The 25,708-nt window shown below is 37.1% G+C and carries 20 protein-coding genes; 11 read left to right on the top strand and 9 right to left on the bottom strand.

Going from position 1 to position 25,708, the window contains the following annotated elements:
- Nucleotide 1: 1 nt before the first annotated feature.
- Both FEE95_RS01655 and FEE95_RS01650 read left to right on the top strand, forming a co-directional pair.
- Nucleotides 2–904 (top strand): hypothetical protein, encoded by a 903-nt coding sequence (locus tag FEE95_RS01655; RefSeq protein WP_138656090.1) that lies wholly within the window; start codon nt 2–4, stop codon nt 902–904.
- Between the two features lie 180 nt (nt 905–1,084).
- Complete coding sequence (locus FEE95_RS01650) at nt 1,085–3,652, top strand: toxin-antitoxin system YwqK family antitoxin (RefSeq protein ID WP_138656089.1); 2,568 nt, start codon at nt 1,085–1,087, stop codon at nt 3,650–3,652.
- A 34-nt stretch (nt 3,653–3,686) separates the two neighbouring features.
- Here FEE95_RS01650 and FEE95_RS01645 read toward each other — a convergent pair whose 3' ends face one another.
- The 3 genes from FEE95_RS01645 to FEE95_RS01635 all read right to left on the bottom strand — a co-directional run bounded on the left by FEE95_RS01645 (nt 3,687) and on the right by FEE95_RS01635 (nt 7,491).
- Nucleotides 3,687–5,705 carry a M3 family metallopeptidase gene (locus FEE95_RS01645; protein ID WP_138656088.1) on the bottom strand — a complete coding sequence of 673 codons (2,019 nt, stop codon included), beginning with the start codon at nt 5,703–5,705 and terminating at the stop codon, nt 3,687–3,689.
- Between the two features lie 102 nt (nt 5,706–5,807).
- Entirely contained in the window at nt 5,808–6,299 is a 492-nt protein-coding gene (gene purE, locus FEE95_RS01640) for a 5-(carboxyamino)imidazole ribonucleotide mutase (protein ID WP_138656087.1), read from the bottom strand.
- 1 nt (nt 6,300) lies between these two features.
- Complete coding sequence (locus FEE95_RS01635) at nt 6,301–7,491, bottom strand: 5-(carboxyamino)imidazole ribonucleotide synthase (RefSeq protein WP_262710871.1); 1,191 nt, start codon at nt 7,489–7,491, stop codon at nt 6,301–6,303.
- 87 nt (nt 7,492–7,578) lie between these two features.
- On the opposite strand from FEE95_RS01635, the gene FEE95_RS01630 reads away from it, so the two are divergent.
- From FEE95_RS01630 to FEE95_RS01615, 4 genes are all read left to right on the top strand, one after another.
- Nucleotides 7,579–8,685 (top strand): adenylate kinase, encoded by a 1,107-nt coding sequence (locus FEE95_RS01630; protein WP_138656086.1) that lies wholly within the window; start codon nt 7,579–7,581, stop codon nt 8,683–8,685.
- Between the two features lie 229 nt (nt 8,686–8,914).
- Nucleotides 8,915–9,433, top strand: a complete 519-nt coding sequence (locus FEE95_RS01625; RefSeq protein ID WP_138656085.1) for a GNAT family N-acetyltransferase — start codon at nt 8,915–8,917, stop codon at nt 9,431–9,433.
- 43 nt (nt 9,434–9,476) lie between these two features.
- Nucleotides 9,477–10,478 (top strand): GTPase ObgE, encoded by a 1,002-nt coding sequence (gene obgE / locus FEE95_RS01620; protein ID WP_138656084.1) that lies wholly within the window; start codon nt 9,477–9,479, stop codon nt 10,476–10,478.
- A gap of 253 nt (nt 10,479–10,731) precedes the next feature.
- The gene (locus FEE95_RS01615; protein ID WP_138656083.1) at nt 10,732–11,094 is read left to right on the top strand and encodes a hypothetical protein; all 363 of its coding nucleotides are present in this window, start codon (nt 10,732–10,734) and stop codon (nt 11,092–11,094) included.
- Nucleotide 11,095: 1 nt separating this feature from the next.
- On the opposite strand, the gene FEE95_RS01610 is transcribed toward FEE95_RS01615, so the two are convergent.
- The 5 genes from FEE95_RS01610 to FEE95_RS01590 all read right to left on the bottom strand — a co-directional run bounded on the left by FEE95_RS01610 (nt 11,096) and on the right by FEE95_RS01590 (nt 20,775).
- The gene (locus tag FEE95_RS01610; RefSeq protein ID WP_138656082.1) at nt 11,096–12,109 is read right to left on the bottom strand and encodes a transglutaminase domain-containing protein; all 1,014 of its coding nucleotides are present in this window, start codon (nt 12,107–12,109) and stop codon (nt 11,096–11,098) included.
- Nucleotides 12,109–12,843, bottom strand: a complete 735-nt coding sequence (locus FEE95_RS01605; RefSeq protein WP_138656081.1) for a carboxypeptidase-like regulatory domain-containing protein — start codon at nt 12,841–12,843, stop codon at nt 12,109–12,111. The genes FEE95_RS01610 and FEE95_RS01605 overlap by 1 nt, the downstream gene beginning before the upstream one ends.
- 200 nt (nt 12,844–13,043) lie before the next feature.
- Nucleotides 13,044–14,090: a tetratricopeptide repeat protein gene (locus FEE95_RS01600; RefSeq protein ID WP_138656080.1), complete on the bottom strand. Its 1,047-nt coding sequence runs from the start codon at nt 14,088–14,090 to the stop codon at nt 13,044–13,046.
- Between the two features lie 18 nt (nt 14,091–14,108).
- Nucleotides 14,109–20,225: an alpha-2-macroglobulin family protein gene (locus tag FEE95_RS01595; RefSeq protein ID WP_171036955.1), complete on the bottom strand. Its 6,117-nt coding sequence runs from the start codon at nt 20,223–20,225 to the stop codon at nt 14,109–14,111.
- Nucleotides 20,226–20,457: 232 nt separating this feature from the next.
- Nucleotides 20,458–20,775, bottom strand: a complete 318-nt coding sequence (locus tag FEE95_RS01590; RefSeq protein WP_138656079.1) for a cupin domain-containing protein — start codon at nt 20,773–20,775, stop codon at nt 20,458–20,460.
- A 90-nt stretch (nt 20,776–20,865) separates the two neighbouring features.
- On the opposite strand from FEE95_RS01590, the gene FEE95_RS01585 reads away from it, so the two are divergent.
- Together FEE95_RS01585 and FEE95_RS01580 are read left to right on the top strand one after the other, a co-directional pair.
- On the top strand, nt 20,866–22,224 hold the full coding sequence (locus FEE95_RS01585; RefSeq protein ID WP_138656078.1) for a UDP-N-acetylmuramate--L-alanine ligase: 1,359 nt from the start codon (nt 20,866–20,868) through the stop codon (nt 22,222–22,224).
- A 69-nt stretch (nt 22,225–22,293) separates the two neighbouring features.
- Nucleotides 22,294–22,476 carry a hypothetical protein gene (locus FEE95_RS01580; RefSeq protein ID WP_138656077.1) on the top strand — a complete coding sequence of 61 codons (183 nt, stop codon included), beginning with the start codon at nt 22,294–22,296 and terminating at the stop codon, nt 22,474–22,476.
- On the opposite strand, the gene FEE95_RS01575 is transcribed toward FEE95_RS01580, so the two are convergent.
- On the bottom strand, nt 22,473–22,961 hold the full coding sequence (locus FEE95_RS01575) for a DUF1569 domain-containing protein (protein ID WP_238474486.1): 489 nt from the start codon (nt 22,959–22,961) through the stop codon (nt 22,473–22,475). The two genes, FEE95_RS01580 and FEE95_RS01575, sit on opposite strands and share 4 nt — an antisense overlap.
- 28 nt (nt 22,962–22,989) lie before the next feature.
- On the opposite strand from FEE95_RS01575, the gene radC reads away from it, so the two are divergent.
- Genes radC through FEE95_RS01560 form a run of 3 tightly spaced genes read left to right on the top strand, consistent with a single transcriptional unit; the run spans nt 22,990 to nt 25,694 of the window.
- Entirely contained in the window at nt 22,990–23,688 is a 699-nt protein-coding gene (gene radC / locus FEE95_RS01570) for a RadC family protein (RefSeq protein ID WP_138656076.1), read from the top strand.
- A gap of 28 nt (nt 23,689–23,716) precedes the next feature.
- Nucleotides 23,717–25,012: a polysaccharide deacetylase family protein gene (locus tag FEE95_RS01565; protein ID WP_138656075.1), complete on the top strand. Its 1,296-nt coding sequence runs from the start codon at nt 23,717–23,719 to the stop codon at nt 25,010–25,012.
- A complete protein-coding gene (locus tag FEE95_RS01560) occupies nt 25,005–25,694 on the top strand; it encodes a YjjG family noncanonical pyrimidine nucleotidase (protein WP_138656074.1) in 690 nt (229 codons plus the stop codon). Before FEE95_RS01565 ends, FEE95_RS01560 begins: the two co-directional genes overlap by 8 nt.
- The last annotated feature ends 14 nt before the right edge of the window (nt 25,695–25,708 follow it).

Here is a 25,708-nt window from a genome sequence, read left to right as displayed (position 1 = left end):
AATGGAAGAAATAAAAATACTGGTATTCGCTTTGGTGTCTTTTTTGTCTACTGAGGATATTCCGATTGGCTCAAAATTGGCAGAAATCGATATCAATGTAAAGACCAAACAAATCAGGTTGCATCAATATGACATTTATAGTTTGGAACAATACAAAGAAAACGCAAAAGCAGGACTCGATACCCTTATGAGAACAAATGATGTTATTCAGGATTTATCGCCCATAAGCATGACTTCAAAGCATATTTATGAAGAAGATGGTAAACTAAATGCCATTCTTTATTTGCAATACCAAGACCTAAAAGATTTACGCAAGATTTCTTTTTATGCAGACGAAGCGGGTAATCTTAGCTATCCATACCTAGAAGACTACCGGTATGACCTTTCAGCTGGAAGAATAGATGGCCGTTACGTTCATTTTGATGCCAACCAAAACGTTCAATTTAGAATGGGTAGAAAGGAATACCTTTTTAAAGGCATGTATAATTTAGCCGGGGAGTGGAAGCAATTGGAGGACAAAAAATTTATGGATATCAGCGAAACGTTTTCCAAAGAAGATTTTGAAAAGCTTAGAAAATTCATTTTTAAAAATGGAGACCGCAAAACTTACAGGAATTTTGATAACGATAATCCGCACTATTCGTTTGAAACTTTTGATGTGTATTTAGGCACGGGTAAACAACCGCTTGCCTTCAATACAAAGAGAATAAGAAATAAGGATTATACCGAATTGGTTATTCACGACCAGCAGTATTATAACGTTTATTTGATTTCTGAAGGCAAACAGAATAAAAGGCATACTAATTTAAAGACTGATAAAGTGTATTGGCACAATCGATCTTTTAACAAAGATGATAAGCTCAAAGAATATTTGTCACAAATACTCGAAGAGATAAACCAATAAAAGCGTAAAACAATTATTTTATTCAAACGTAAAGCCTTTTAAATAGAATGTAAATAATTTTTAAAAGGACGATATTCATTTTAGTTATTTAACTGAATTCAGGGATGTTTTTATAATTCATACGAAGTAATTTCGTTCTAGAAAAGATGCAGTTTTAAACATCGGTAAAACCAAAGTGAAATGCCCCAAAAAAGACCCTCGAAATCAATTCAAATAGTGCTGTTTGTAGTAGGATTAATAGTGATAAATACTTCCTTATTTGCACAGCAAGATACCTTATTCTACAAATCAAACTGGAAAACGACGGTAAAAGATAGCGCCACCTTTTTTAGGCCCCCTGTCAAGAAAGAAGGAAATATATTTAAGGTGCAAGACTACTATATTTCAGGTCAACTTCAAATGAATGCTGCATCTCAAAGCGCTGAAAAAGATATTTGGGAAGGAAAGGTGACTTGGTATAATGAAGATGGAAGCGTTTTTCAGGAAGGCATTTATAAAAACAACCGTTTGGAAGGACAATTTGTTACCTACTTAGGAGAGCAAAAGCTAATCGCACTATATGAGAATGGTCGCTTCAAATCAGGGAAAAGAAATACGATTTTTGGTAATCGACAATTGTACTTTGAGCAAGAAGGCGATACTTTGTTTGAAGTGCTTTACGAAAAGGATATCAAGGGTATTCGTGAAGAACATTACGGCACTAAAGAAAGTTACAGGTTTCTTTCGAAATATTATGATGATAAGGGAAAGTTGATAGGAGAACGAAAACTTTTACCAAATAATTATTACAAAGGAGTCGAGGTTTTTTATTACACAAACCCGATGCGCGTCAAAACAGTTAGCTATCATCCTTTTGGACAGTTATTGATTTCAGATACTTATTATGACAATGGTCAAATACGAGAAAAAGTAGGCAAAGATCCTAATTGGTCTAAAACTTTTTTTGCAAAAAATGGAAAAGAATTGGCAGAAGTAACGTATCAGTTAGATAGAGATCGTTTAAAACCACTTGATGGTACCGAACTATTTTTTGGATATGACAAAGGTGTCAGAACCGATGTTCTTCAAACAGCTCGTAGCTATGCTGACGGAGTAATTACAAAAGATAAACTATATCATGAGAACAGTCAACTTAGTGCAGTAACTGATTATGTGAACGGTTCTAAAGTATTACAAGTAAGCTATAATGAAAATGGTAAAGAAATAGCTCGAATGGTATATGAAAACTATCGACCATTTGATGGTACCGAGATTGCAAAAGGACGCACGAGCACTTATATGGACGGTGAACTTGTAGAAGAAACACTTTTTTACTTGAATAGCGAATTGCCAAAAGTTAAGAAGACTAAAATCTCTGAAACGTATTACGACAAAGGGGGAAATACTTTAGGGATTCTTTTCCTAGAAGATGACAATGGATATCTAAAACCAAAAGATGGAACACGCTACTCCATGGACTATCAAGATGGTGTTGTCAATGGTATTGATGAGTTTAAGAACGGTATTCAAATTAAGAGAACCAGTTTTAGAAAGCGTAAAGTTGGAAAAAATGCTAGCAAAACATTTAAGAAAATAGAAGAATACGATGACAATGGTTATGATAGAATAAAGGAAACCTTCTTTTACAGTAATGGGAAAAAACAAAGTGAAATAGAGTACGTAAAGTATAACAAAACCTTCGGGAAATTCTATAATGAAAAGGAACACTTAATCGGATCCTACGATTACAAAAAGAAAGACGGTATACGCTACGAATTTTTTGGTGATTCTGACAAATTGAAACTTATGGAAGAGGCGAAAGAGGGAGCAACCCAACGTTTGAAGAAATATAGTTACGGAAAGAGCGATGGGTATGGTCATATAAATCCAGTATTGGAGGAAGAACTTGATATAAATTGCTGTGCTACCTATTATGACCTTGAAGGCAAAGTGATTGCGAAGTTGACTTTTAAGGACCAAAAGCCTTGGGAAGGTATTGCTTATGATAATAGTAATAGGACCAAATACACCATAAAAGACGGTATAAAGAATGGATCTTATACCAAGGTAGATTATAACAATCAGAGTGTTTTGGAGAAAGGCCAATTTGTGGATGATAAAAAAGAAGGTGTTTTTAAATACTTTGGTTATCAAGGTAATTTGCAAAAAATCGAAAACTACAAAGCTGACAAGTTAAACGGAAAATCCATCTACTATAGTAAGGAAGGGAAAATCGTATCCGAAATGGATTATCAAGATGGACTCCCTATGAACGGAACTAAAGTTTTGAACGTATATACCACGGAGAAGCAAAGTAAAGAGACCTATAAAGATGGTATGTTACTAGAATCTGTATACTTTGATACAAACGGCAAACGTGTCACCAAATATAAAAGTGCTCAAGAGTCAGAAGTAACAGCTTATTTTAAAAATTCAGATAAAAAACGTCTTGTTTACTCCCTTTCAAATACTTCTTTAGAGGGACCCGTGATTCGTTATGATAAAGACGGAATTGAACAACATCGTGCAGTATTCGAAAAAGGTAAGCTGCAATCCGGAACATTATTAGTATCTCCAAGATATCAGGATAAAAATATATCTTTTATTGAAGTATCTAAAGCATCGGATAAGCTTATGATAAAGTACTTCAATTTTGATAATGAGATTGTATTTAAAGCTGAAGAGAAAGTAATTACTGGGTCAAGAGACGTTTACATAAGTAATTTGAATTTGAACCTTGATTACTTGAATCCTAACGATTTGTATTGATAGACGTTTATTTGAAATATTGCGAACTCCGGTTTTACAGAAGCCCAGCCCTTTCGAGCAAAGCTTCAACCTTAGGTTCTGCTCCTCGAAACCTTTTGTAAAGGACCATTGGTTTTTCCGTACCTCCTTTTGAGAGTACATGCTCCTTGAATTTTGTGGCGACCTCTTTATTGAAGATACCCTTTTCTTTAAAATAAGCAAAAGCATCCGCGTCAAGTACTTCGGCCCATTTGTAACTGTAATATCCTGAGGAATAGCCGCCTTGAAAAATGTGTGCGAAAGCTGTACTCATACAAGTTTCTGGAGTATCAGGATATAAGTTGGTTCCAGCAAAAGCTTTTGTTTCATGTACTTTTACATCCGTAATATTGGTTGGGTCTGCTCCATGCCATGACATATCTAAAAGCCCGAAACTTAGTTGGCGTAATGTAGCCATACCTTCTTGAAAGGTTGCGGATTCTTTTATTTTTTGTACTAGTTCCATAGGAATGACTTCGTCTGTTTCATAGTGTTTGGCAAACAATTCCAAGGCCTCTTTTTCGTAGCACCAGTTCTCCATTACTTGTGACGGTAGTTCTACAAAATCCCAATAAACAGAAGTGCCCGAGAGGCTAGGGTAAGTGGTATTCGCTAACATGCCATGTAAGCCATGTCCGAATTCGTGAAACAAAGTAGTTACCTCATTAAAGGTTAATAGGGAAGGCTTTGTTTTGGTAGAGGGTGTAAAATTACAGACATTCGAAATATGAGGGCGAACGTTTTCGCCATCTTTTTTCCATTGTGATTTGAAGGAAGTCATCCAAGCACCGGCACGTTTTCCGGCCCTAGGATGAAAATCCGCGTAAAAAACGGAAATAAAATTCTTTTCTAAATCGTACACACGATAAGTTTTTACTTCTTTATGGTAAGTATCAATGTCTGATACTTCTTCGAATTGCAATCCGAATAATTTCTCGGCTACTTGAAAAACACCATCGATAACGTTTTCCAGTTTGAAATAAGGTTTTAATTGTTCATCATCTAAACTGAACAATTTCTGTTTTAGTTTTTCGGAGTAATAACTGCCATCCCATTTCTGTAACTGGTCAATACCATCTAAATCTTTGGCGAAGTCTTCCAATTGTTTGAATTCGCGCTCAGCCGCTGGTTTTGCTTTTTCAAGCAATTCATTTAAGAACGAATGGACTTTCTCTGGAGTCTCCGCCATACGTTCTTCCAACACAAAATGGGCATGTGTTTTATAGCCCAGCAAATTGGCACGTTCATGTCTTAGATTGGCTATTTTTAGAACGATTTCTTGATTGTCTAGTTCATCACCTTTGAATGATTTGCTTCCGAAAGCTAGTGATAGTTCTTTGCGTAATTCCCTATTCTCAGCATATTTCATAAAGGGGATGTAGCTGGGGTAATCTAAAGTAAGCATCCAACCTGAATCTTTTCCTTTTGCCTTTGCTAGCTGAGCGGCCGCCTCTTTGGCTCCATCAGGTAATCCTTCTAAATCAGCATCGTTTGTAATATGCTTTTGATATTTATTGGTTTCTGCCAAAACGTTTTCCCCGAATTTCAATTTGAGTTTTGAAGATTCGGCATCGATTTCCCGCAAACGTTGCTTTTTATCCTTGGATAAATTGGCTCCGTTTCGACTGAAACTTTTATAACGTTTATCTAACAACGTATTTTGTTCTACAGAAAGATTTAAAGTGTCTTTTTGCTCGTAAACCGATTTAATCCTTATAAATAATGCCTCATTCAATGTAATATCATTCCCAAATTCAGAAAGTAGAGGAGAAACCTCTTGTGCTATCTTCTGAATTTCCTCATTTGTCTCCGCGGAGTTCAAGTTAAAAAACACACTTGAAATTCTATCCAATTGTTGACCAGAGAATTCCAGAGTCTCAATCGTATTTTCGAAAGTAGGTGCTTCCGAATTTGCGGTAATCGCATTTATTTCAGCACGAGCATCTTCCATAGCCTGTAAAAAAGCTGGTTTGAAATGTTCGTTTTTTATTTTTGAAAAAGGGGCGGTATCAAATGGGGATAAAAGTGGATTCATGTTTTATAAGTTCAAGTTCAAACGTCAAGTACAAGTTGAATAACGCTTAAAATAGATTAAGAAATTAGTTTTACTCACAATCAGAGGTATACTTTGTACTTCTTACTTTGTACTTCGTACTTTTTTAGCTCCCTCAATAACCTTCTGCTTCAAACCTTCTTTGTAAAGAATAATTTTGTCAAGAACGCACTTGTCATTTGAGCCAATAATTTGGGCAGCAAGAATACCGGCATTTTTTGCTCCGTTTAAGGCAACGGTAGCTACGGGAACACCACCTGGCATTTGGAGAATTGATAATACAGAATCCCAACCATCAATAGAGTTACTACTTTTTACAGGAACCCCAATTACGGGTAAAGGAGACAATGAAGCTACCATTCCGGGAAGGTGAGCAGCTCCTCCAGCTCCTGCTATAACAACAGCATAACCATTGGTATGTGCATTTTTACTAAACTCAAAAAGCTTTTCCGGGGTGCGGTGCGCTGATACGATATCAACATCAACTTCGATATCAAAACCTTTTAAAATATCAACAGCTTCCTGCATTACGGGCAGGTCGCTGGTGCTTCCCATTACTACGGCTACTTTACTCATATTATTTGCTGATTACTTTAATCGTTTCCTTTACTTTTTGCGCCACTCTTCTGGCCTCGTCAATATCTTCATCTACAATCGTTACATGCCCCATCTTGCGAAAAGGCCTGGTTTGTTTTTTTCCATAGATATGTGGAGTAACACCATCCATTGCCATGATTTCAGCAATGTTCTCATAAACCACTTCACCTGTGTATCCGTCTGCTCCAACTAGGTTCACCATGATTCCGGCTACCTTACTATCAGTTTTACCCAAAGGTAAATCTAAAATGGCGCGAATATGTTGTTCAAATTGATTCGTATAACTTGCCTCAATACTATAATGCCCACTATTATGAGGTCTCGGTGCTACTTCGTTCACTAGAATTTCATCTTCTTGCGTCTGGAACATTTCCACAGCTAAAATTCCGACATGACCAATTTCCTCTGAAACTTTTAAGGCAATTTCAGTTGCTTTTTGAGCTACAATTTTATCAATACGTGCGGGACAAATTACGTACTCCACTTGATTGGCTTCCGGATGAAATTCCATCTCCACAACAGGATAAGTAACAACTTCTCCACTCACACTGCGAACTACTATAACGGCTAACTCATGTTTGAAAGGAATCATCTTTTCAGCAATACATTCTCCAACTGGTAACTCCTTCAAATCATCAATAGAACGAACCACTTTTACGCCTTGTCCATCATAGCCAAACTGGGCAGCTTTCCATACAAAAGGAAGTTCTAGTCCGCCATTTTCAATTGCATCTTCAATTTCGCTTGCATAAGCAAAACGAGAGAAGTCGGCGGTTGGAACATTGTTATCCGTGTAGAACAGTTTTTGAGTCGCCTTGTTTTGAATGGTACGAAGTGCTTTTGTAGGCGGATATACCTTAATTCCTTCTTCTTCAAGTTTTTCAAGTGCATCGAGATTGATATTCTCTATTTCGATGGTCAAGACATCTACTTGCTTCCCAAAGTTGTAAACTGCATCGAAATCCATTAAACTCCCTAATACAAATTCATCGCAGGCGATTCGGCAAGGGGCTTCTTTTGAAGCTTCTAAAACTTTGGTATGAATATCGAATTTTCTTGTTTCATAAAGAAGCATTTTACCAAGTTGACCTCCGCCTAATATTCCCAATTTAAAATCGGAAGAAAAGTAGTTATTTGAGTTATTTGTCAAAGTCCTTTTTTTTGTTCTCACAAAAATACATTTAAATAGTAAAACCAACGTTATGGCGGTAAAAAAGAGAAATCAAAACGCTATATTTGCGCCTTTATAAATAGAAAGGTGATCAAGCTCCAGGACAAATATTTTAAACCATTTTTAAGTCAAGCTGAAATTCAAATAGCAGTTGAAGATTTAGCGAGAAAAATTTCGGCTGACCATAAAAATGAGACACCAATTTTTATTGGGGTTTTGAATGGGGCTTTTATGTTTGTTGCCGACTTTCTAAAAGCCTATGAATACCCTTGTGAAGTCTCATTTGTGAAGTTGAGCTCGTACCAAGGCTTGACTTCTACCGGTATTGTTGAAACCTTGTTAGACCCACCGGAAAATATTGAAGGCCGAACTGTTATCATTCTTGAGGATATTATTGATACGGGTCGCACCTTAAAAGAATTGGTGCACCTATTCTCAAATACAAATGTCAAGGAGTTCAAGATTGCCACCTTATTTTATAAATCCGAAATTTATAATGGGGAATATAGCATCGACTATGTCGGTATTGAAATACCAAACAAATTTATTGTAGGTTATGGACTCGATTACAATGAGCTAGGCCGAAATTTAAAAGAAGTATACCAACTAAACCAAAAACACATGATTAACCTCGTTTTATTCGGTAAACCTGGAGCAGGAAAGGGCACTCAGGCTGAATTTTTGAAGGAAAAATATAATTTGAAACATATTTCAACTGGAGATCTTTTCCGCTACAATATGAAAAATGATACAGAGTTGGGACAATTGGCCAAGTCATATATAGATAAAGGAGATTTGGTGCCTGATGAGGTTACTATCAAAATGTTGCAGGATGATGTTGAAAAAAACCCTGAAGCAAGTGGGTTTATATTTGACGGTTTTCCAAGAACAACGGCTCAAGCAGAAGCATTGGATCAATTTCTTGCTACTAAAGGAATGAAAATAGATGCTACAATTGCGCTAGAAGCAAATGATGAAGTATTGATTCAACGGCTTCTCGAAAGGGGAAAGGTGAGCGGCAGAACAGACGATCAAGATGAAGATAAGATTAGAAATCGTTTTGATGAATACAATCAGAAGACCGCTCCTTTAAAGGATTACTACGAAGTGCAAGGTAAATTTCATAGTGTTGATGGCATTGGTGAAATCGATGCAATTACCCATCGTTTGGGTAAAGTTATCGAAGAACTTTAAGCCCTCAACCGATATGATAATCTAATTTATATAAAGGCAATAAACCTTTTGTAGTCAAGGAACAAGAATTTTTAGCCCCAAATTATGGCAGAGAAAGTAATACGCCCTAAAGAAGCAATGAAGGGTTGTGCCTTCACTGGTTGTGCCGCTGTTCTCATTTTTGTGGTTCTCTCTATATGCTACCTTATTTATATTTTTTATTTAGATGATTCTTTAGCAACCCCTTGAAATGAACTTTAACCTCCAACCCTTTCTTGATAACGATTTAGTTGAACTTCGACCTTTAAGTCAGTCTGATTTTACAGCATTATATTCCATAGCTTCTGACCCATATATTTGGAAGCAGCATCAAAATAAAGATCGCTATACTCAGAAAAAGTTTACTGAATTTTTCAATGAAGCATTAAATTCAAAAGGTGCTTTGGTAATAATTGATGTACAAACAAAAAATGTCATCGGAAGCTCTAGATTCAAGATTATTGATGAGGATGAGAAGGTTGTCGAAATTGGATGGAGTTTTCTTGGAAGGGCGTATTGGGGAGGCAGGTACAATAGGGCATTTAAGCAATTGATGATCAGCCATGCGATGCAGAATTGTAACCATGTTGTTTTTTATGTGAATTCTAAAAACTATAGATCCCAAAGAGCTATGGAAAAATTAGGTGCTCGGAAAATGACTTCCAAAGAAAAAACTTGGGTATTGAACGAGGATACTGGTATAACCTACGTCATAGATTCCCTATTATAACATTAAAATTCAGTTACCTTTGCCGAAATTTAAATTGCCTAAAATGACTGAAGGGAATTTTGTAGACTATGTAAAAGTTTTTTTGACCTCAGGTAATGGAGGCAAAGGTTCTGTACATCTACATCGTGAAAAGTATATTACCAAAGGTGGACCTGATGGAGGTGATGGTGGTCGTGGAGGCCATGTGATACTTCGGGGCAATCAAAACCTTTGGACATTAGTTACCTTCAAATTCAAAAAACATTTTAAAGCAGGACATGGTGCGCATGGAGCTAAGAGTCGCAGTACTGGAGCAGATGGAGAAGATGTCTATTTAGATGTGCCCTTAGGTACCATATTGAGAGATGCTGAAACGAATAAAATTGTTTTGGAGATTACTGAGCATGGAGAGGAAAAAATTGTGGTTGAAGGTGGTATGGGCGGTCGCGGTAATTGGCATTTTAAATCATCGACGAATCAAACCCCCCGATATGCTCAACCAGGAATGGAAGGCAAAGAAGAGTCTTTTATTTTAGAACTAAAGATTCTGGCAGATGTGGGCTTGGTAGGTTTTCCGAATGCGGGGAAGTCTACACTACTTTCAGTTATCACCTCTGCAAAGCCCAAAATTGCAGACTATGAATTCACTACGCTGAAACCGAATCTAGGAATTGTTCAATATCGCGATTTTCAAAGTTTTGTGATGGCTGATATTCCCGGAATTATCGAGGGTGCGGCTGAGGGTAAAGGGCTCGGTCATTATTTTCTACGTCATATCGAGCGTAATGCGACATTACTATTCTTAATTCCAGCAGATAGTAATGATATTAGTAGAGAATATGAGATCCTTTTAGATGAGCTTCGAAGATATAATCCTGAGTTATTAGACAAAGAGAGACTCGTTGCTATTTCAAAAAGTGATATGCTAGATGATGAATTGATGGAAGAGATGCGTTTGGAGTTGGACAACGATTTGAAAGGAGTGCCCTATATGTTCATATCTTCTGTAGCACAACAAGGTATTCAAGAGTTAAAAGACCGACTCTGGCATATGTTGAACTCCTAAAAACGGTATTTCCCATGATTTTTTTGAATAAATTACACGCTTTGTAAGAATACTTCTTTTGTTAAAAACTTTCGTTTGAGAATTTGTTGAAATTATATAATTTGCTTTTTCAAAACATAAGAATTATTGTGTTTTGTTTCCAAACCAAATTTGAACGAGCTTAAACTGTAATGTTTTAATACATTACTTTTTTTTCAAGTTTTTTAGTGCACTGTGTTCCCCATGACGGAAGTATAACTAGAAAAAATTATAGATGGCAATATGTGCTATGTACTACATTGAGAACCACAAGATTGAAGTGGTAAGTACGCTTTTAGGAAAAGAAAAAATCTTGCTCAATGGTAAAACGGTTTCTGAAAAGAATGCAAACATAGGAACCTCTCACAAGTTCACTATTGGAAAGAACGAATATCGAATCGCTCAACGAGATAAGAATTACCGAAGAAAGGGGAGTATTTTCGAAATTAGAAAAAATGGAATGCCAGTTTCTCTGGTAAATATTCGTCCAAAAACTTCAACTCAGCTACTTGTATTAGTTGTTATAATGGGACTTGCCTTCGGATTTACCTTAGGAATTCTTTTCTATAACTTGTTTTGGCCAGCAATGGAGGTTTAATCTACTTTCTCTTTACCCTCACCACATAAGTAGCCATAATAGTATCATCAACTTTTATGTGCACATCGTACCTTCCTGATTTATCAAAGATGTGTTGTACGATATAATTATTTCCGTTTTGGGTAATTTTAGGTTGAAGGTCTTTGCTGCTTCCACCGGTATTCAATACTAACACTAGATTTTCGGTATCAACTGGTTGAATTGAGGTTAGATGAAAAGATATGGACTCAGTTTTAACTATCTCGGCATGCATTTTTTTTGGTTCAATGGGGAAAATTCCAGCACTAAAAGCCTCTTTATAAACCACAGGACCTTCAATAAAATCGTCCAAAGTTGGAGGATTCTCCAAAAGGGAAGCACTAATTTCAAGGGGGTAATGGGTTCGAATAAACAGCTCAGGTTCCGCTAAAAAGTAGCCATCAAAATAACCCGATTCAAAGCGAGGTCCATCTTCTTCAATAACAATTCTACCAGCCGACCAGGTTGGGTCGCACAGATACCATTTTCCATTGAGTTCAACAGTGTTCCAAGAATGATTTGGGATACTATTTTCATCTAAAATCAAAGTGGCGGTGCGTCCATAACCATTTATGATTTTACAATTAATATCCGCCAGGCTTGCCAATTCACGGATTAAATAAGCATAACCTGTACAAGCCGTTTTTTTGTATTTGAGAAGATTTTCAAAGACCTTGGGCGTGAAACTATTATTCCAAGCAGTTAAAGCTTCTTGATTTTTGGATAGTTTTTTCCGCTTTTTTCGTGTCTTTATGTAGGAGTTATAGTCATTCTCGATATTCGTGCCGACCCATGTGTAAATGGCTCTAAACCTTTCTACATCTGTGGGTAGGTCGGCCGTTAAATTATGAGTCAGTACAGGTAAGTTTTTTAAACTTGCTCCGGAATAATAGGCAGCAATACTATCCGCCTTTGTAAAGTCGATATCTTCGAAGTCGGAACGTTGTCCGTAAACTAGCGTTCCGACTAGGAATAGTGCAATTATAATGAATCTCATTATTTAAAGAGACCTATGAATTTTTTGAAGATGTTCTGTTTAGATCTATAAACACCTTCAACTTCAACAGCTCCCATGAGTGAAATATCAGATAAGTCAAAAGTAATTTTGATGTTCTCATTTGCGAAGGTATCCGCAACAACAGTATACTCCTTTGGATTGTATCCGATATAACTGAAAATTAAAACATCGTCAATATCCAATGCCCTTGGAAATTCAAACTTTCCATCCAAGTCAGTGACGACACCCATTCTAGTTCCCTTTAAGACCACATTTACACCAGCAAGGGGTAGGTTTTCTTCATCGACCACGGTTCCCTTTACGGTATATTGTTCAATCGCGATATCTCCCATAACCACTGTGCGCCCCAAAACGCTTAATTCAGTTTGTGTAGGGGCGTTAATACTTGCTACTTCTTGTGCTTGCAAATTGGAAACAGCACACAAGGAGAGAAGCGAAAAACTCATAATGGCGAGTCCTCTTGACAAGAAACTATTATTTGATTTGCTGGTCATCATCGGTTCATATTTTTTTAGCTGTGAAGGCTTAAAGCGACCACAAGTTTTACCAGAGTTAGTGCTGAAATGAGTTAGGATATCCTCAGATGTCATTGTTGTAAAATCAATGACTTCTTTTTGACAAGAATCACAAAACCCTCCATCTGATGTTGGACTAAAATTTTCAAACTTTTCTGGACATGGTTTTTCTACGGAAATTCGAATGGCATTTTTCATAATCTACAAGTTTTAAAGTTATACCTCTAAACTATGTGCTTACTTCCGCCTAAAAAACCACTAACTAGGCTAATGCCACTTTGAACGAGTCAAGTCACCTTTATAGTTAGTTTGAAATTACAAAATGTAATTACAATTTAGTGAATTCTATCATAAATTATGCGCTTGATTTGTTTTGAAGAAATTTGAAGGCAATTTTTTCACTTATTTTGATTTTCATACCAATTTCCAAATTTTTCTATTTGGTTGCCATTGAGCTCCAACCAAGTTAAAACTTCTTTGTCCTCAGACGACATTTGAATGTAGTAGCTAAAGGCTTCGGTGTGTTTGTCATGAACCAATTTTTTAAAAAAGGGAACATAGAATCTCTTTTGAAAACTACTTTTTGGCTTCTTGTCGTTTAACTCACCTAGAATTGTGAAGAATGATTTTGTATTTTCAAAAAACAGTTCCCCTTGAGATTTGTCTTTATTTTCTTCTAGATTCTTAGAAGCCTCTAATAGGGACATCATCAATTCTGATGCTCCAAAATCCTTATCGTCATTAACATTTACTACGACATCAATATTTTTTTCATCACGACGAGTAACCCCCTTTTTATGAAGACTGTTTAAAAGGTTGAGCGCTTCTTTTGACCGAGGAGAATTTGCTTCTAACATTAAAAAATAATAGAGGGAAAGAACAGTTTTTGAACGCTCTCCTTTTTGATTATTCATATAGGCCAGTAACAGGTGACTACTTGGGTGACTAGGATTAAATTCAATCGCTTTAATTGCATTTGGCTCTGCATTAATAATGTCATTTAGATTATAGTATGTAAGAGCTAAATTGTAGTAAAGAAGGTACTTTTTTGGAAACTTTTTAATTCCTTTCTCATAAGCTCTAATCGCTTTTTTTGGTTTCCCTATGATATCATATGCTGAACCTAAAATGACGTAAGAATAATACGCACTGTTTTTATCGTTTTTGATACTTTTTTCGGCGTTCAAAATGGCATTTTCATAATCTTTCATTTCATAACTAGAAAAAGCGATTTCATAATGAGCTAACCAAGAATCAGGATTGATTTTTAGGGCCTCCTGATATTTTTCAATAGCCTTTTCGTAATTCTTTTCATCATGATATTTCGTTCCTTCATTGACCAAGCTATCAACTTGACTTTGACCTTTCAAAGAGAATCCAACTAGTAAGAAAAAAAAGAACGCTATGTATTTCAAAACAGAGGGTATAATAGTTAGTCTACTCATAACGTATTTTGAAAAGAATTATTCCCCTACTTTCACCCGTATGCCTTCTGAATGGCTACTAAACTCAGGCGCGTACATACTCTGAATGGTGGTAATTCCGTTGCTGAAATCTCCTGCATTGTTGACGCGTAAGTCATATTCGAATACAAAAACTCCTTTTGGTAAGTAGTCAAAGAAGAAATTGGTGCTAGCATCTTTTGTGGCTTCATAGTAGCCCAGCCCGTCTTGCCATTTGTATCTTGAAATGACGTTTATGGGTTCGAAACCAGCTGCTCGCATATCTTTCATATGAACAAATTCCATGGATCGGTCTGCTCGTAGTTCAATACGTACTCTAACCAAATCACCAACTTTTAGATCGGTTTTATTTGTTATTTCAGATATTTCCTCTCCCGTATCTGTATTCTTTTTTAGAAAGAGCTTCTTCTTCAATTTCAATGGGGTTTCCGCAGATGTAATTTTATCCAAATCCTCGAAATATTGCCAGTACAAGGCGCCCCAAGCGATGCCTTTTCCTTTTTTGCTGATTTGTACTTCGGCCATTTCGGGCTTTACTTCTGCTCCGTCCCAAGCGGTTTTATAGTAGCCAGTACCTGCTTCAACTTTTACATTTTCCAGTTTTGAAGGTTCGATTTTTTCGCCTCCCACTAAAACATCAACTGCGTCTGTGACCGATAACCAATCGCTTCCCTGCAAGAGTAAGGCATAAACAGCATCTGAAGTAGCTTTGGTCGTTTTCCATTGGTTGGTCTGCTTGTTCTTCAATAACCAAATTTTAAGGTTATCGATAGTTGTATTATCCTCCGGAGTAATTTCCGAGAACGCTTCAATCAATAAAGACTGTGTTTCAATGGGTGCTTGGTACCAATACCAAGAGCTTGTATTTTCTTTCCAATACATGCCTAATTCTTCCGAGGTAATGCTATTCTCCTTTAAGGCTCTAAGAATTTTATCAGATGTTTTTGCATCGTTCGCTCGGTGCATAATCAAGGCTAACATCCCTTGAGAATACAATCCTTTATTCATCCAATATTTCTGAGTTTGCCCTTTGTAATAAGCCGTTATTTCGTCAACTTTTTTGGAGGTTTTGATGTCCGAAAAGAAGCTACGCATATACAAGTAATGAATCTGAGTATTGCTCAAATGGTCATCATTGATATTTGAAGCATGCCTTTTCGTTAGGTTGTACTCTATGATAAATTCGCTGTCTAAATAGGCAACTGCTCTTTGAATTACGTTCTGCATCTCGACTCCGCTCGATGTGACAGAAAGATGTTTTAGATGGCCCAGACCAGTAATGATATGCTGCGTGATAAAACGGCTATCCGGACCGCCATTAAACCATGGCCAAGCTCCTGAACCTTTTTGGTTCTGCTTCAATTTGTTCAAAGCAGTGGCTTGCTCGTTCTTCATTTTGTTCAAGTTGAACAATAGTGCAATCCGTTTTTTCTGTTCCGTTTCGGATTGTGCATCACGCAACCATGGCGTTTCTTGAATCAAGAGTGACTTCAATTCTTGATTCTTTTCCAAGTTACTTACTAAGGCATCTGTATTTGCCCATTGGTTAAAGACTTCTTGAATTCTCGGATTATTATTTGCAATGTAAGTCGCCAAGGTATTCGCATAGTATTTGGAAAATGTCTGTTCATTACATTCATAGGGATACTCCATTAAATATGGCAGTGCCTGTACCGCATACCAAGCAGGGTTTGAAGTCATTTCCAAAGTCAACTTGTGATGCTTCAAAGTAGTTGACTGAGTTGTTTTCAACTTATCTAAAGTGAAGGTCTTTGTTTGATTGCTTCTCACCCACATGGGTAGCGTTTCGGTAACCAACATGCGATTTGTCAAAACAGGAAGTAGATTCTGTTCACCATCACTAAAATCTCCAGCTTTTGCCGTAACTGTATATTGAATGGCTTGAATATTATCTGGAATTAATAAATCCCAAGAGACTTGCGTGTTACTTAGTGAATCAACCTGAAAGGAAACCTCGCGAATTTTACTTTTATCTTTGTTCGCGTCTGCTATGATCAAGGACTTTAAAAGAATTTCATCGGTAACATCCCTGCCCGTTAGCGCGTCATTCAATTGTAGATTGGCTATACCAGAAAGATTTTTATCTACAAGGTTTGCAATTTTACTGCTAATGAAGATTCTATCTCCTTCTCGTAAAAAACGAGGCGCATTAGGAATCACCATCAATTCTTTCTGTGTTACCGCTTGCATGCTTTGGTATGAACTCTCTAATTTTTTGGTGTGTGCCAATAGTTGCACATTCCATTTCGTTAGGGCTTCAGGAGTGGTGAAATTGAAAGACACATTACCCTCCTTATCAGTTTTTAGTTGTGGAAAGAAAAAAGCATTCTCTTGGAGATTTTTACGTATTTGAACTTCACCTGAAGAGCTTTCTTGTTGTTGTTCTGGTTTCTTTTGTGATTCGGATTTGGTTGATACAATAACTGTATCTTTTTCGTTAACTCCACTTACATCTCCATAAATAGCATCCGCAGCAGATTCTTCCAATTCCATATCTTCCATCATTATTCCTGATGCTAATGGCGATGGAGCTCCTTCCTTTTTCATCATTCGACTGCGTCGAAGACCTCTTCCATAATAACCTCCATAACCAAAGTGTAAACCAAACCAGTTTAAAGAATCAAAGTACAGACTTGTATAGCCATAACTTTGATTGTCTAAAAAGGTGTTGAACGAACCTGTAGAAAAACAGTTATAGGCATTTGCAGTACGTTGGGTATAATAGGTTGGTCTAACTAGCGGATTAAACCCCCAGTAATGTCCTCGAAAAGAATCAAGAGAAGCATCGTACATATTTGCCAAAAGCTCGGCAGTGACTTTATCACCTTTCGGACCTTTGATTTTAAAAGACCAAGTTTCATCGGTTCCGGGTTGTAATTTATCACGGAAAGTGACGGTCTCAATTTCCAGTTGGGAACTAGGGTAGGGCACTTGTATATTTAGACTACTCGCTTGAAAATAATTATATGCTGAAAAACTGTAGGTAAGGGCAAATCCCCCTAAATCATCTGCAGTTACTGGTATGGTAAAAGAATCCGAATTGTTGTTGAGATGAATCAACTTCGTATCAATGACTTTATGGTCTTTTTCTATGTTTACGGTAACGTTGATATCTTCAACGTTTGATAGCAGCGTAACTTTTACTTTATCGCCAATGAAGTAACTATTCTTGTCTGTTTTGATTTCGAATAGACCATTATCTGCCAATTTTTTATCCGAATGGCTAAAGAGCGTCGTTTGAAAGATGTCTTTTACAGGCATTCCAAATTTGTCTTTGCTTTCTAATTCAAGCACGTATTTTCCGGATAGCCATTTTTTGGTATTCCCAAGAGAGATTTCTTTGGCTTTTGACGTATCGAAATTTGTTTGCCAAACGAGCTCGCCTTTTTCCCACTTCGATGGGTCATGCTCATTGTCAAACGCATCATGCGGATAAAGTTTCTTGAACTCACTTTTTGACCATCCTGAATAATCAGGTGCAGGCCAAGTTCTCGGACGATTTACACTTTCAGGCGCCTCTAATTTATACATCCTAACGACTCCTTTCGCGGGAACAAATTGTCCGTTTAGATTGTTAGTTGAAATACTAAGTTTATTTTCTTTGGAATCCTTATCAAACGGATTAGCCATATACATATTCGCCGTCATGGTGTGATAGCCGACAGTTACAAGAGTTGTGGTGCTATGTGTTTCTCCGTTAATATCAGTAACATCGGCAGTCACCTCATAACTAAAGGTGGGCATATTATTTTTATCCACTCCGTTGTCGGGAATAGCCTTAAAATCGATTTCATATTTTCCAGAGGCATCGGTGGAAGTTTCCCCATGTGCAATCTCATGTGGAGAACTACTAAGATTAGGATAATACCAATAGCACCATCTTGGATAATAGACTACTCGTTTTACACGATAGACGACTTTTGCATCGGTAATATTACTTCCCGCGTATGCGGTAGCGTTTCCTTTTACAGTTACACTATCATTGACTTTATAGGTTTCCGTTACAGGTTCAAATGAAGTTGCGAATTTTGGACGTTTGTATTCTTCCACCGAGAAATTCGCATATCCGCTTAAAGCGATTTTATTGGAAAGGACTAGCATTGAAAACTCTCCCGTTAAACCATTGTTCGGTAATATGAATTCCCCAGAAAAAGAGCCATAATCATTGGTTGTGAACTCGGTTGTTTTTAGTACTTGTCCGTTTACATCCTTTAGTTGAACAGAAACAGTTTCATTCTCTAAAATCGAAGAAACGCCATTATTGTTTTCAATAGTAATTCCTTTAAAATATAGAGGCTGCCCGGGCCTGTAGATACTTCTGTCGGTAAATAAGAAACACGAATAATTGACCACATTCTTATTCTGATGATACATTCGGTTGACATAATAATCTTTGAAATAGGCCCAATCCTTGGCTGAATTTACCGATACGCTAACATCACTCCAGTTTTCATTGTTTAAGGGAATGGTAATATTCCCCATTTTATCAGCTGTGAAGTTTTTGCTCAGACGTTGGCCATCATAATTTATTCGATATCGAAAAGTAAGTTTAGCCCCAGCGATAGGTTTCCCGTTATGTCTATTGATAACTTGAAAGTACTGATGGGTATTTGTTCGAGTTTCTGCCAAAGCTATGTTGGTTGCTTGCACCGGACTATATGAAAAGTCTTTGTTCACTTCACCTTTTGGCATTGCCAAAATCACATATTGACCATTTTCTAAAGGTGGCATCGAAATTTCCGTGCTGTGCATTTGGTAGTCATTTTCATTTTTTAAGTCAGCCTCCCAAGTTTTGGCAATAGGTAGCTTTTTAATGAAATCCAATATTTTTTCCTTCGGATATAGCTCTTGTATTTTATTGAGTTCTCTCTGTGTCGCCCTTCTTGCTGTAAGTGATAAGCCATCGAGGTTTTTGTAATTCACTAAGAAACGAGAAGTCGTATTGATAGGAATATGTCTTTCCGCCGTTAGTTGCAAACTCTTCTGAAGAATTTGTGATTTCAAAGATTTGCATTGTTCTGCACCTCTACTATCTGGTAATTCTTTAATTACCTGCTCACAAATGGCTAGTGCTTCTTTCGTTTTCCAACGGTTTTCCTCGTTGGTTTTAGGATGAAATGAATTGCCTTGACGGTTTAATACTGAAGCCATTTGAAACTTATATAAACCTGATGCCAAGCTTCCTTTTGTGGCTGAAGCAGAATTCTGTAATACTTCGAGAAATTGGGCATCTTTATTTTCAAAGGTTGCGTTTTGATGTATAAAGTTCAGACGTTCAATATTGATTTCAGCAAAGGTGTAGGGCTTTGCGCTAGGAAGATGTTGCAATAATAACTTTTGATAAATGCAGAGCGCTTTGGCTTGCATGGAGGTTGCATCTGCAATATCGATGTTTATAGCAGAAAAAGCTACTCCGTCGCAGAGCAAGTCTGGGTCATCAATTTCAAACTTATCTGCCGGACGTGTTATGTTGTTTTCACTTGTTTTATAAAAACTAAGTGCGTTATGTGCCAATAAATCAAAGAGGGTAGGGCGATATTCTTGGGTATTAGTTTGTTTATTCAAAATAACATCAAAATCGGAAACCAGAGTTTGTTTCAATGCTGTTTCATTCTGCAATGAAGCATCAAAATGAACGCTTATTTCTTGGAACAAGGTGGTCAAATCCCACGTTCTGAAATCTATTGAATCTACTTTTACATCGGTTTTAGTCCGGTTGTAAAACTGATATCTGTTTTGTTGAAAATACTGCCAGAATAGTCCTGCCAGATAACTTTCCAATACGTTTCTGGTGGGCGATTCTGCCTTTGCAATTTCCGATTTGAAATCATTGATGATTTTTATTTGGGCATCTTCTTCCAAGGTCATGGCATACTTTGAAGCGTACAACAAAGCTTTTATGATTTGAGCTGAATTTTTTTCCTTTTTCGCCTTTTCAGAAATGGAAGTCACCACTTTCAGCGCGGACTTCGTCAACGCTTCGTTCTCAAGTTTTTCAACTTGTTTCCAAAGTGTTTCGAAAGATTCATTATTTTTCTGCGCTTGCGCCATTTGAGAAAATAGAATTATCGTTAATATCGTTACTAGATGTTTCATTACGAGTTTCTTAAGCTATACGCTATACATAGAACGATTTAGCTCTACTTAAGGTATACAATTTCAAATTTACGTACAAAGGTGAAGCCAAAACCCCCTGAAAACAATGAAAATTGAGGGAAGAGTACTTTTGGGTTAGGGAGAAAGGTTAGCTATTTGGTGCTCGGTGCTCGATGTTTTTGATTTTTATCGTGCATCGTGCATCGTGCATCGTGCATCGTGCATTTAGCCTTTACCGATACTCATCTCTAGCCGGACTAAATACATCCATCAATTTACAGGGAGTCAATGCTTTTCCGCTATGTGGGATATTTGAAGCAATAGGTACAATGTCTCCTTGATGGTAAATTTTGGTCTCTCCATCCAAAGTAAATTCAAACTCCCCTTCTATTATATGCATGATTTGTTCGTGCACATGATGGTGTTCCGGTACTACGGCATCTTTTTCAACATCCCAAAAAACCAAACTCATGGTTTCGGTATGCACCAGTTTGCCATGATAACCTGGCATGATTTCTTTGGATTGAATGTTGGAGAGGTTGAGGTTCATGGTATTTTGTATTTACAACTAAGATAAATATAATGTGGTGGTTTTCGAAGCTAACTTCAATTCCTATCTTTACACAATAATTACTACTTCATGCAAATTCATTTTATCGCCATAGGTGGCAGTGCGATGCACAATCTCGCCTTAGCATTAGATTTTAAAGGATATATAATTACCGGAAGTGACGATGTCATTTTCGAACCTTCTAAAAGCCGATTGGCAGACAAAGGTTTGCTACCTGAAAAGTTCGGATGGTTTCCTGAGAAATTACATTCAGATATCGATGCTGTTATTTTGGGTATGCATGCCAAACCTGATAATCCTGAATTGTTGAAGTCGCAAGAATTGGGGTTGAAAATTTATTCCTATCCGGAATTTCTATACGAGCAATCGAAGAATAAAACAAGAGTGGTAATCGGCGGAAGTCATGGTAAAACCACCATTACCTCAATGATTCTTCATGTGTTGAATTATCACGACCGCCCTGTGGATTTTATGGTAGGCGCGCAGTTGGATGGTTTTGACCGCATGGTGCATCTGACCGAAGAAAATGACTTTATTGTTTTAGAGGGAGATGAATATCTCTCATCACCTATCGATAGAAGGCCGAAATTCCATTTGTACCAACCCAATATCGCTTTGTTAAGCGGAATCGCTTGGGATCATATTAATGTGTTTCCCACTTTTGAAAACTATGTGGAGCAATTCCAGATTTTTGTGGATAGTATTGTCAAGGGAGGAAGCATCACTTACAATGAAGAAGATGTAGAAGTTAAAAAGGTTGTAGAAGCTTCGGAAAATGCGATTCGAAAGTTGCCTTATCAAACCCCCGAGTACGCTGTTAAAGATGGAGAAACACTTTTGGAAACTCCCGAAGGACCAATGCCGATTGAAGTTTTTGGCAAACATAATCTGAACAACCTAGCAGGCGCCAAATGGATTTGCCAAAACATGGGTGTAGACGAAGATGATTTCTATGAGGCGATTGCAACTTTCTCCGGGGCTTCAAAACGATTAGAGAAAATTGCAGAGGGGAAGACTAGTGTTGCCTATAAAGACTTTGCCCACTCACCCAGTAAAGTTGCTGCGACCACAAATGCTGTGAAGGAACAATACCCCGATAGAAAACTAATCGCTTGTTTGGAATTGCATACCTATAGTAGTTTTAATCCGGAATTTTTAAAGGAGTATATGGGCGCTTTAGATGCCGCGGATGTTGCAGTAGTTTTCTATTTGCCAGAGTCAGTCGCTATCAAAAAATTGGAACCCGTGAGCGGAGAGCAAATTAAGGAAGCCTTTGAACGCCCCGATTTGAAAATATACACCAATGCCGAAGAATTTCATAACTATGTTTTTGGTCAAAACTTTGATAACTCCACCTTACTTCTAATGAGTTCAGGTAATTATGGCGGATTGGATTTGGAAGCGCTGAAAGCCACTGTAGAATCTTAAGGCGTTGATTGCTAGCTGCATATTTGTCAGGTACAGCGTGTCTGGAATGTATTTTGACTAATACCCTACATGACCAAAGAGCAGAAAGCCACTCTTATAAATGCTGCATATCGATTTTTAAAGCGAAAACTATCCCTTTTTATGATAGCCTGTATGTTGGGTATTTCCAATGTTATTCTAGAAGAAGATAGAATGGTAAATGATACTAGGGCTAAAATCGAACACCAAGAGATTCAGTCAGAAGACGATTAGACTCCAAATTGTGTCAAGTGGTGGTCCAGATGTTTGTACTCCATCTTTCCCCATTGTTCATGTGTGAATTTTCCAAATATGGGATGTGGGTTCCATTCCATACGAGTTCTACACTCATAAAAATCAGCAACCAATTGTCTTAATTTTGCTTTCTCTGTAATTAAATCCCTTTTTTCTTTTGCCTTTAGGTTTGGAGCTGTTGGTAGATTCTTTCGAAAAGGTTTGTCTGAATACATCTGCTTTTTAAAGAAGGTTCGAACGAAGATATTTCCATTTCCTTTGTCCTTGTTTTTGATTCCAATCACAAATGGAAATTGACAATGCCAAACCATTTGTCCAACTGTCATCTTACCCCATTGCCGTTCAGAATTTTCATTAAGCGAATCAATTCGCGCTAAAACTTCATTATAAGTAGATTCTTCAAAAAGGGATTTCATTGCTATCGGATTTGAGCCATAAAAGTATGCTTTATTGGACAATTTCATATTTGTAAGATTTATCTTATTTTTAGAAATGCAAGAAAAACGTGCTTCCCTCTCCATTAAAAATTGGTCTGACGATGATAAACCGCGGGAAAAATTAGTACAGAAAGGTAAAGCTGTGCTTTCAGATGCGGAACTCATAGCTATTCTGATTGGCTCCGGAAACCGAAACGAAAGCGCCGTAGAACTTTCGAAACGGATATTAGCATCGGTAAACAACAATCTTAATGATCTGGGAAAACTTTCCATAAAACAACTTATGGCATTCAAAGGAATTGGCGAAGCGAAAGCCGTAACCATTGCCGCAGCATTAGAAATGGGAAGGCGCAGAAGGGGAGAAGAAGCTCAGAAAGTCACAAAAATTCAAAGTAGTAAAGGTGTTTTTGAGCTTTTACAGCCTATCATGGGAGAGTTGGAACACGAAGAATTTTGGATTGTTTATCTAAACAATTCCAACAAAGTCCTACATCGGGCCCAGCTAAGCAAAGGGGGAATTACTGGCACTTTGGTAGATGTCCGGTTGGTAATGAAACAAGCATTAGAACTAGGTGCGGTAGCTTTAATCTTAGCACATAATCATCCATCGGGAACACTAAAACCAAGCAATGCCGACAAACAAATAACACAAAAGTTAAAGGTTGCCGCCGAAGCACTTGATATAAAAGTTTTAGACCATTTAATCATTACCCAAAAGGAATATTTTAGTTTTGCAGACGAAGGCGTTTTATAAAATCGTATTTTTCTGAATTAAGATATTCATGTTATTAATCTATACCCATAAGATTACCCCTCGTTTCAGTTATACAATGAAACACATCTTCACCAGAACTTTGGGGATAGATGTTACCTTTACTACTAAGGTTGAAGATTTCATAAAGCATTCCGGAGCAAAAGTTACTTATACCAAACAGCCTTTACAGAATGAATTTTTCATTCGAAGTAATGATTTGCTTTTTGAGCAGGGTATCAATGATATTCAAATTAGCGTTTCTGATTGGGAAGGTGTTCCTTGTTTTTTTACTGCTGGTGAGCGAAGCACCATTCCTTTTGACATTTTTTCAGCTAGCTTTTATTTGCTAAGTCGGTATGAGGAGTATTTACCCCATGTAAAAGATATGCACGGCCGATTTCCGCCTAAAGAAAGCATTGCTTATCAAAATGGATTTTTACAACAGCCTGTGGTCGACATTTGGGCTTTTAAGTTATTGGCAAAACTGAAAGAGCGTTTTCCCAATTTGGAATTTAAGAAGAGAGCCTATAAATACACTTCAGTTATGGATGTAACCACTTCGCATGGATTTGCCCATCGTGGATTCACTAGGAGTGTGGCTGGACTATTATATGACTTGGGGTCCTTCAAATTGCGAAGAGTCGGGCGACGCATAGGGGTTTGGTTTAATCCGAAAAAGGATCCTTTCGACAATTATGGTTATTTGATTAATCTGCATAAAAAGTTTACCGTGAAGAGCATGTTCTTTTTTCAGTTTGCTTCTTATTCCACCTATGACAAAAACCTTTCTCCAAATAATAATAGGTTTAAATTTTTGATTAAATCGATTGCCGATTATAGTACGGTTGCACTTGCGGCTTCATATAGTTCTTTCGAAGACATTATTCTTTTAAAGAATGAGAAAAAGAGACTTTCAGATGTAATAAATCGCGACGTGACTTCCTCGCGAATGCGCTATAATCGCGTTGATGTCCCAAATACCTATAGAAATCTAGTAGATGCCGAGTTTACTGATGACTATACTATGGGATATACCCATGAGATAGGTTTTAGAGCAGGAACATGTACTCCATTTTACTTTTATGATATTAATCTTGAGTTGCAACAACCCATTCGCGTTCATCCATTTGCTTTTCACGATTATGCTCTGGTGAGTATGGCATCTAAAGAAGAAATTTCACAAAAGATTAGTGCATTGTATCAAAGGGTTAAAAATGTGAATGGAGATTTTACAAGCGTTTTTTCCATTGAACTTCTTGGCGGCCAAAAATCCAGAGATTGGAAAATATTATATGAATCCGTATTAAGTGAATTTCATGTTTAAAGAAATTGTAACCGATGTATTTTTTGATTTGGACCATACACTTTGGGATTTCGAGAAGAATTCGGCACTTACTTTTGAAAAAATTCTATCTGAGAATAATATTCCAGTAAGTCTTTCCGATTTCTTACAGGTCTACGTTCCAGCTAATTTGGCTTTTTGGAAGTTATATCGTGAAGAAAAAATCACCAAGGAAGCCCTGAGATATCAGCGTTTGAAATCCGTATTTGATAAATTGGGACTTTCCGTCGTAGATGAAATGATTCACAAGTTATCTGAAGAATATATTCTGTATTTGTCCTCTTACAATCACCTTTTTCCTAATGCAATGGAAGTTTTAGAATACTTAAAGCCCAAATACAAACTACATATTATCACTAACGGTTTTCAGGAAATTCAAGGAAAAAAGCTCCGAAACTCCAATATAGATGGGTATTTTGAACATGTCATTGATTCTGAAATGGCCGGTGTAAAAAAACCGAATCCAATAATTTTCGAATTGGCACTCAACAAGGCAAATATTGCTTCAAAAAATGCCCTGATGATTGGAGATAGCCTTGAAGCCGATATTCTTGGAGCAAGAGATTCCGGATTTCACATATTGCATTTTAACGCACATAAAGAACCTTTCCACGAGTTTTGCCCAATCATTCAAGATTTAAGTGAAATAAAAAGCTTTTTGTAGAGTTATCATAAGTA

The organism is Maribacter algarum (ex Zhang et al. 2020), assembly GCF_005885635.1.
GTDB classification, from domain to species: Bacteria; Bacteroidota; Bacteroidia; order Flavobacteriales; family Flavobacteriaceae; genus Maribacter_C; species Maribacter_C algarum.
This window is presented reverse-complemented; position numbering and strand designations above follow the sequence as displayed.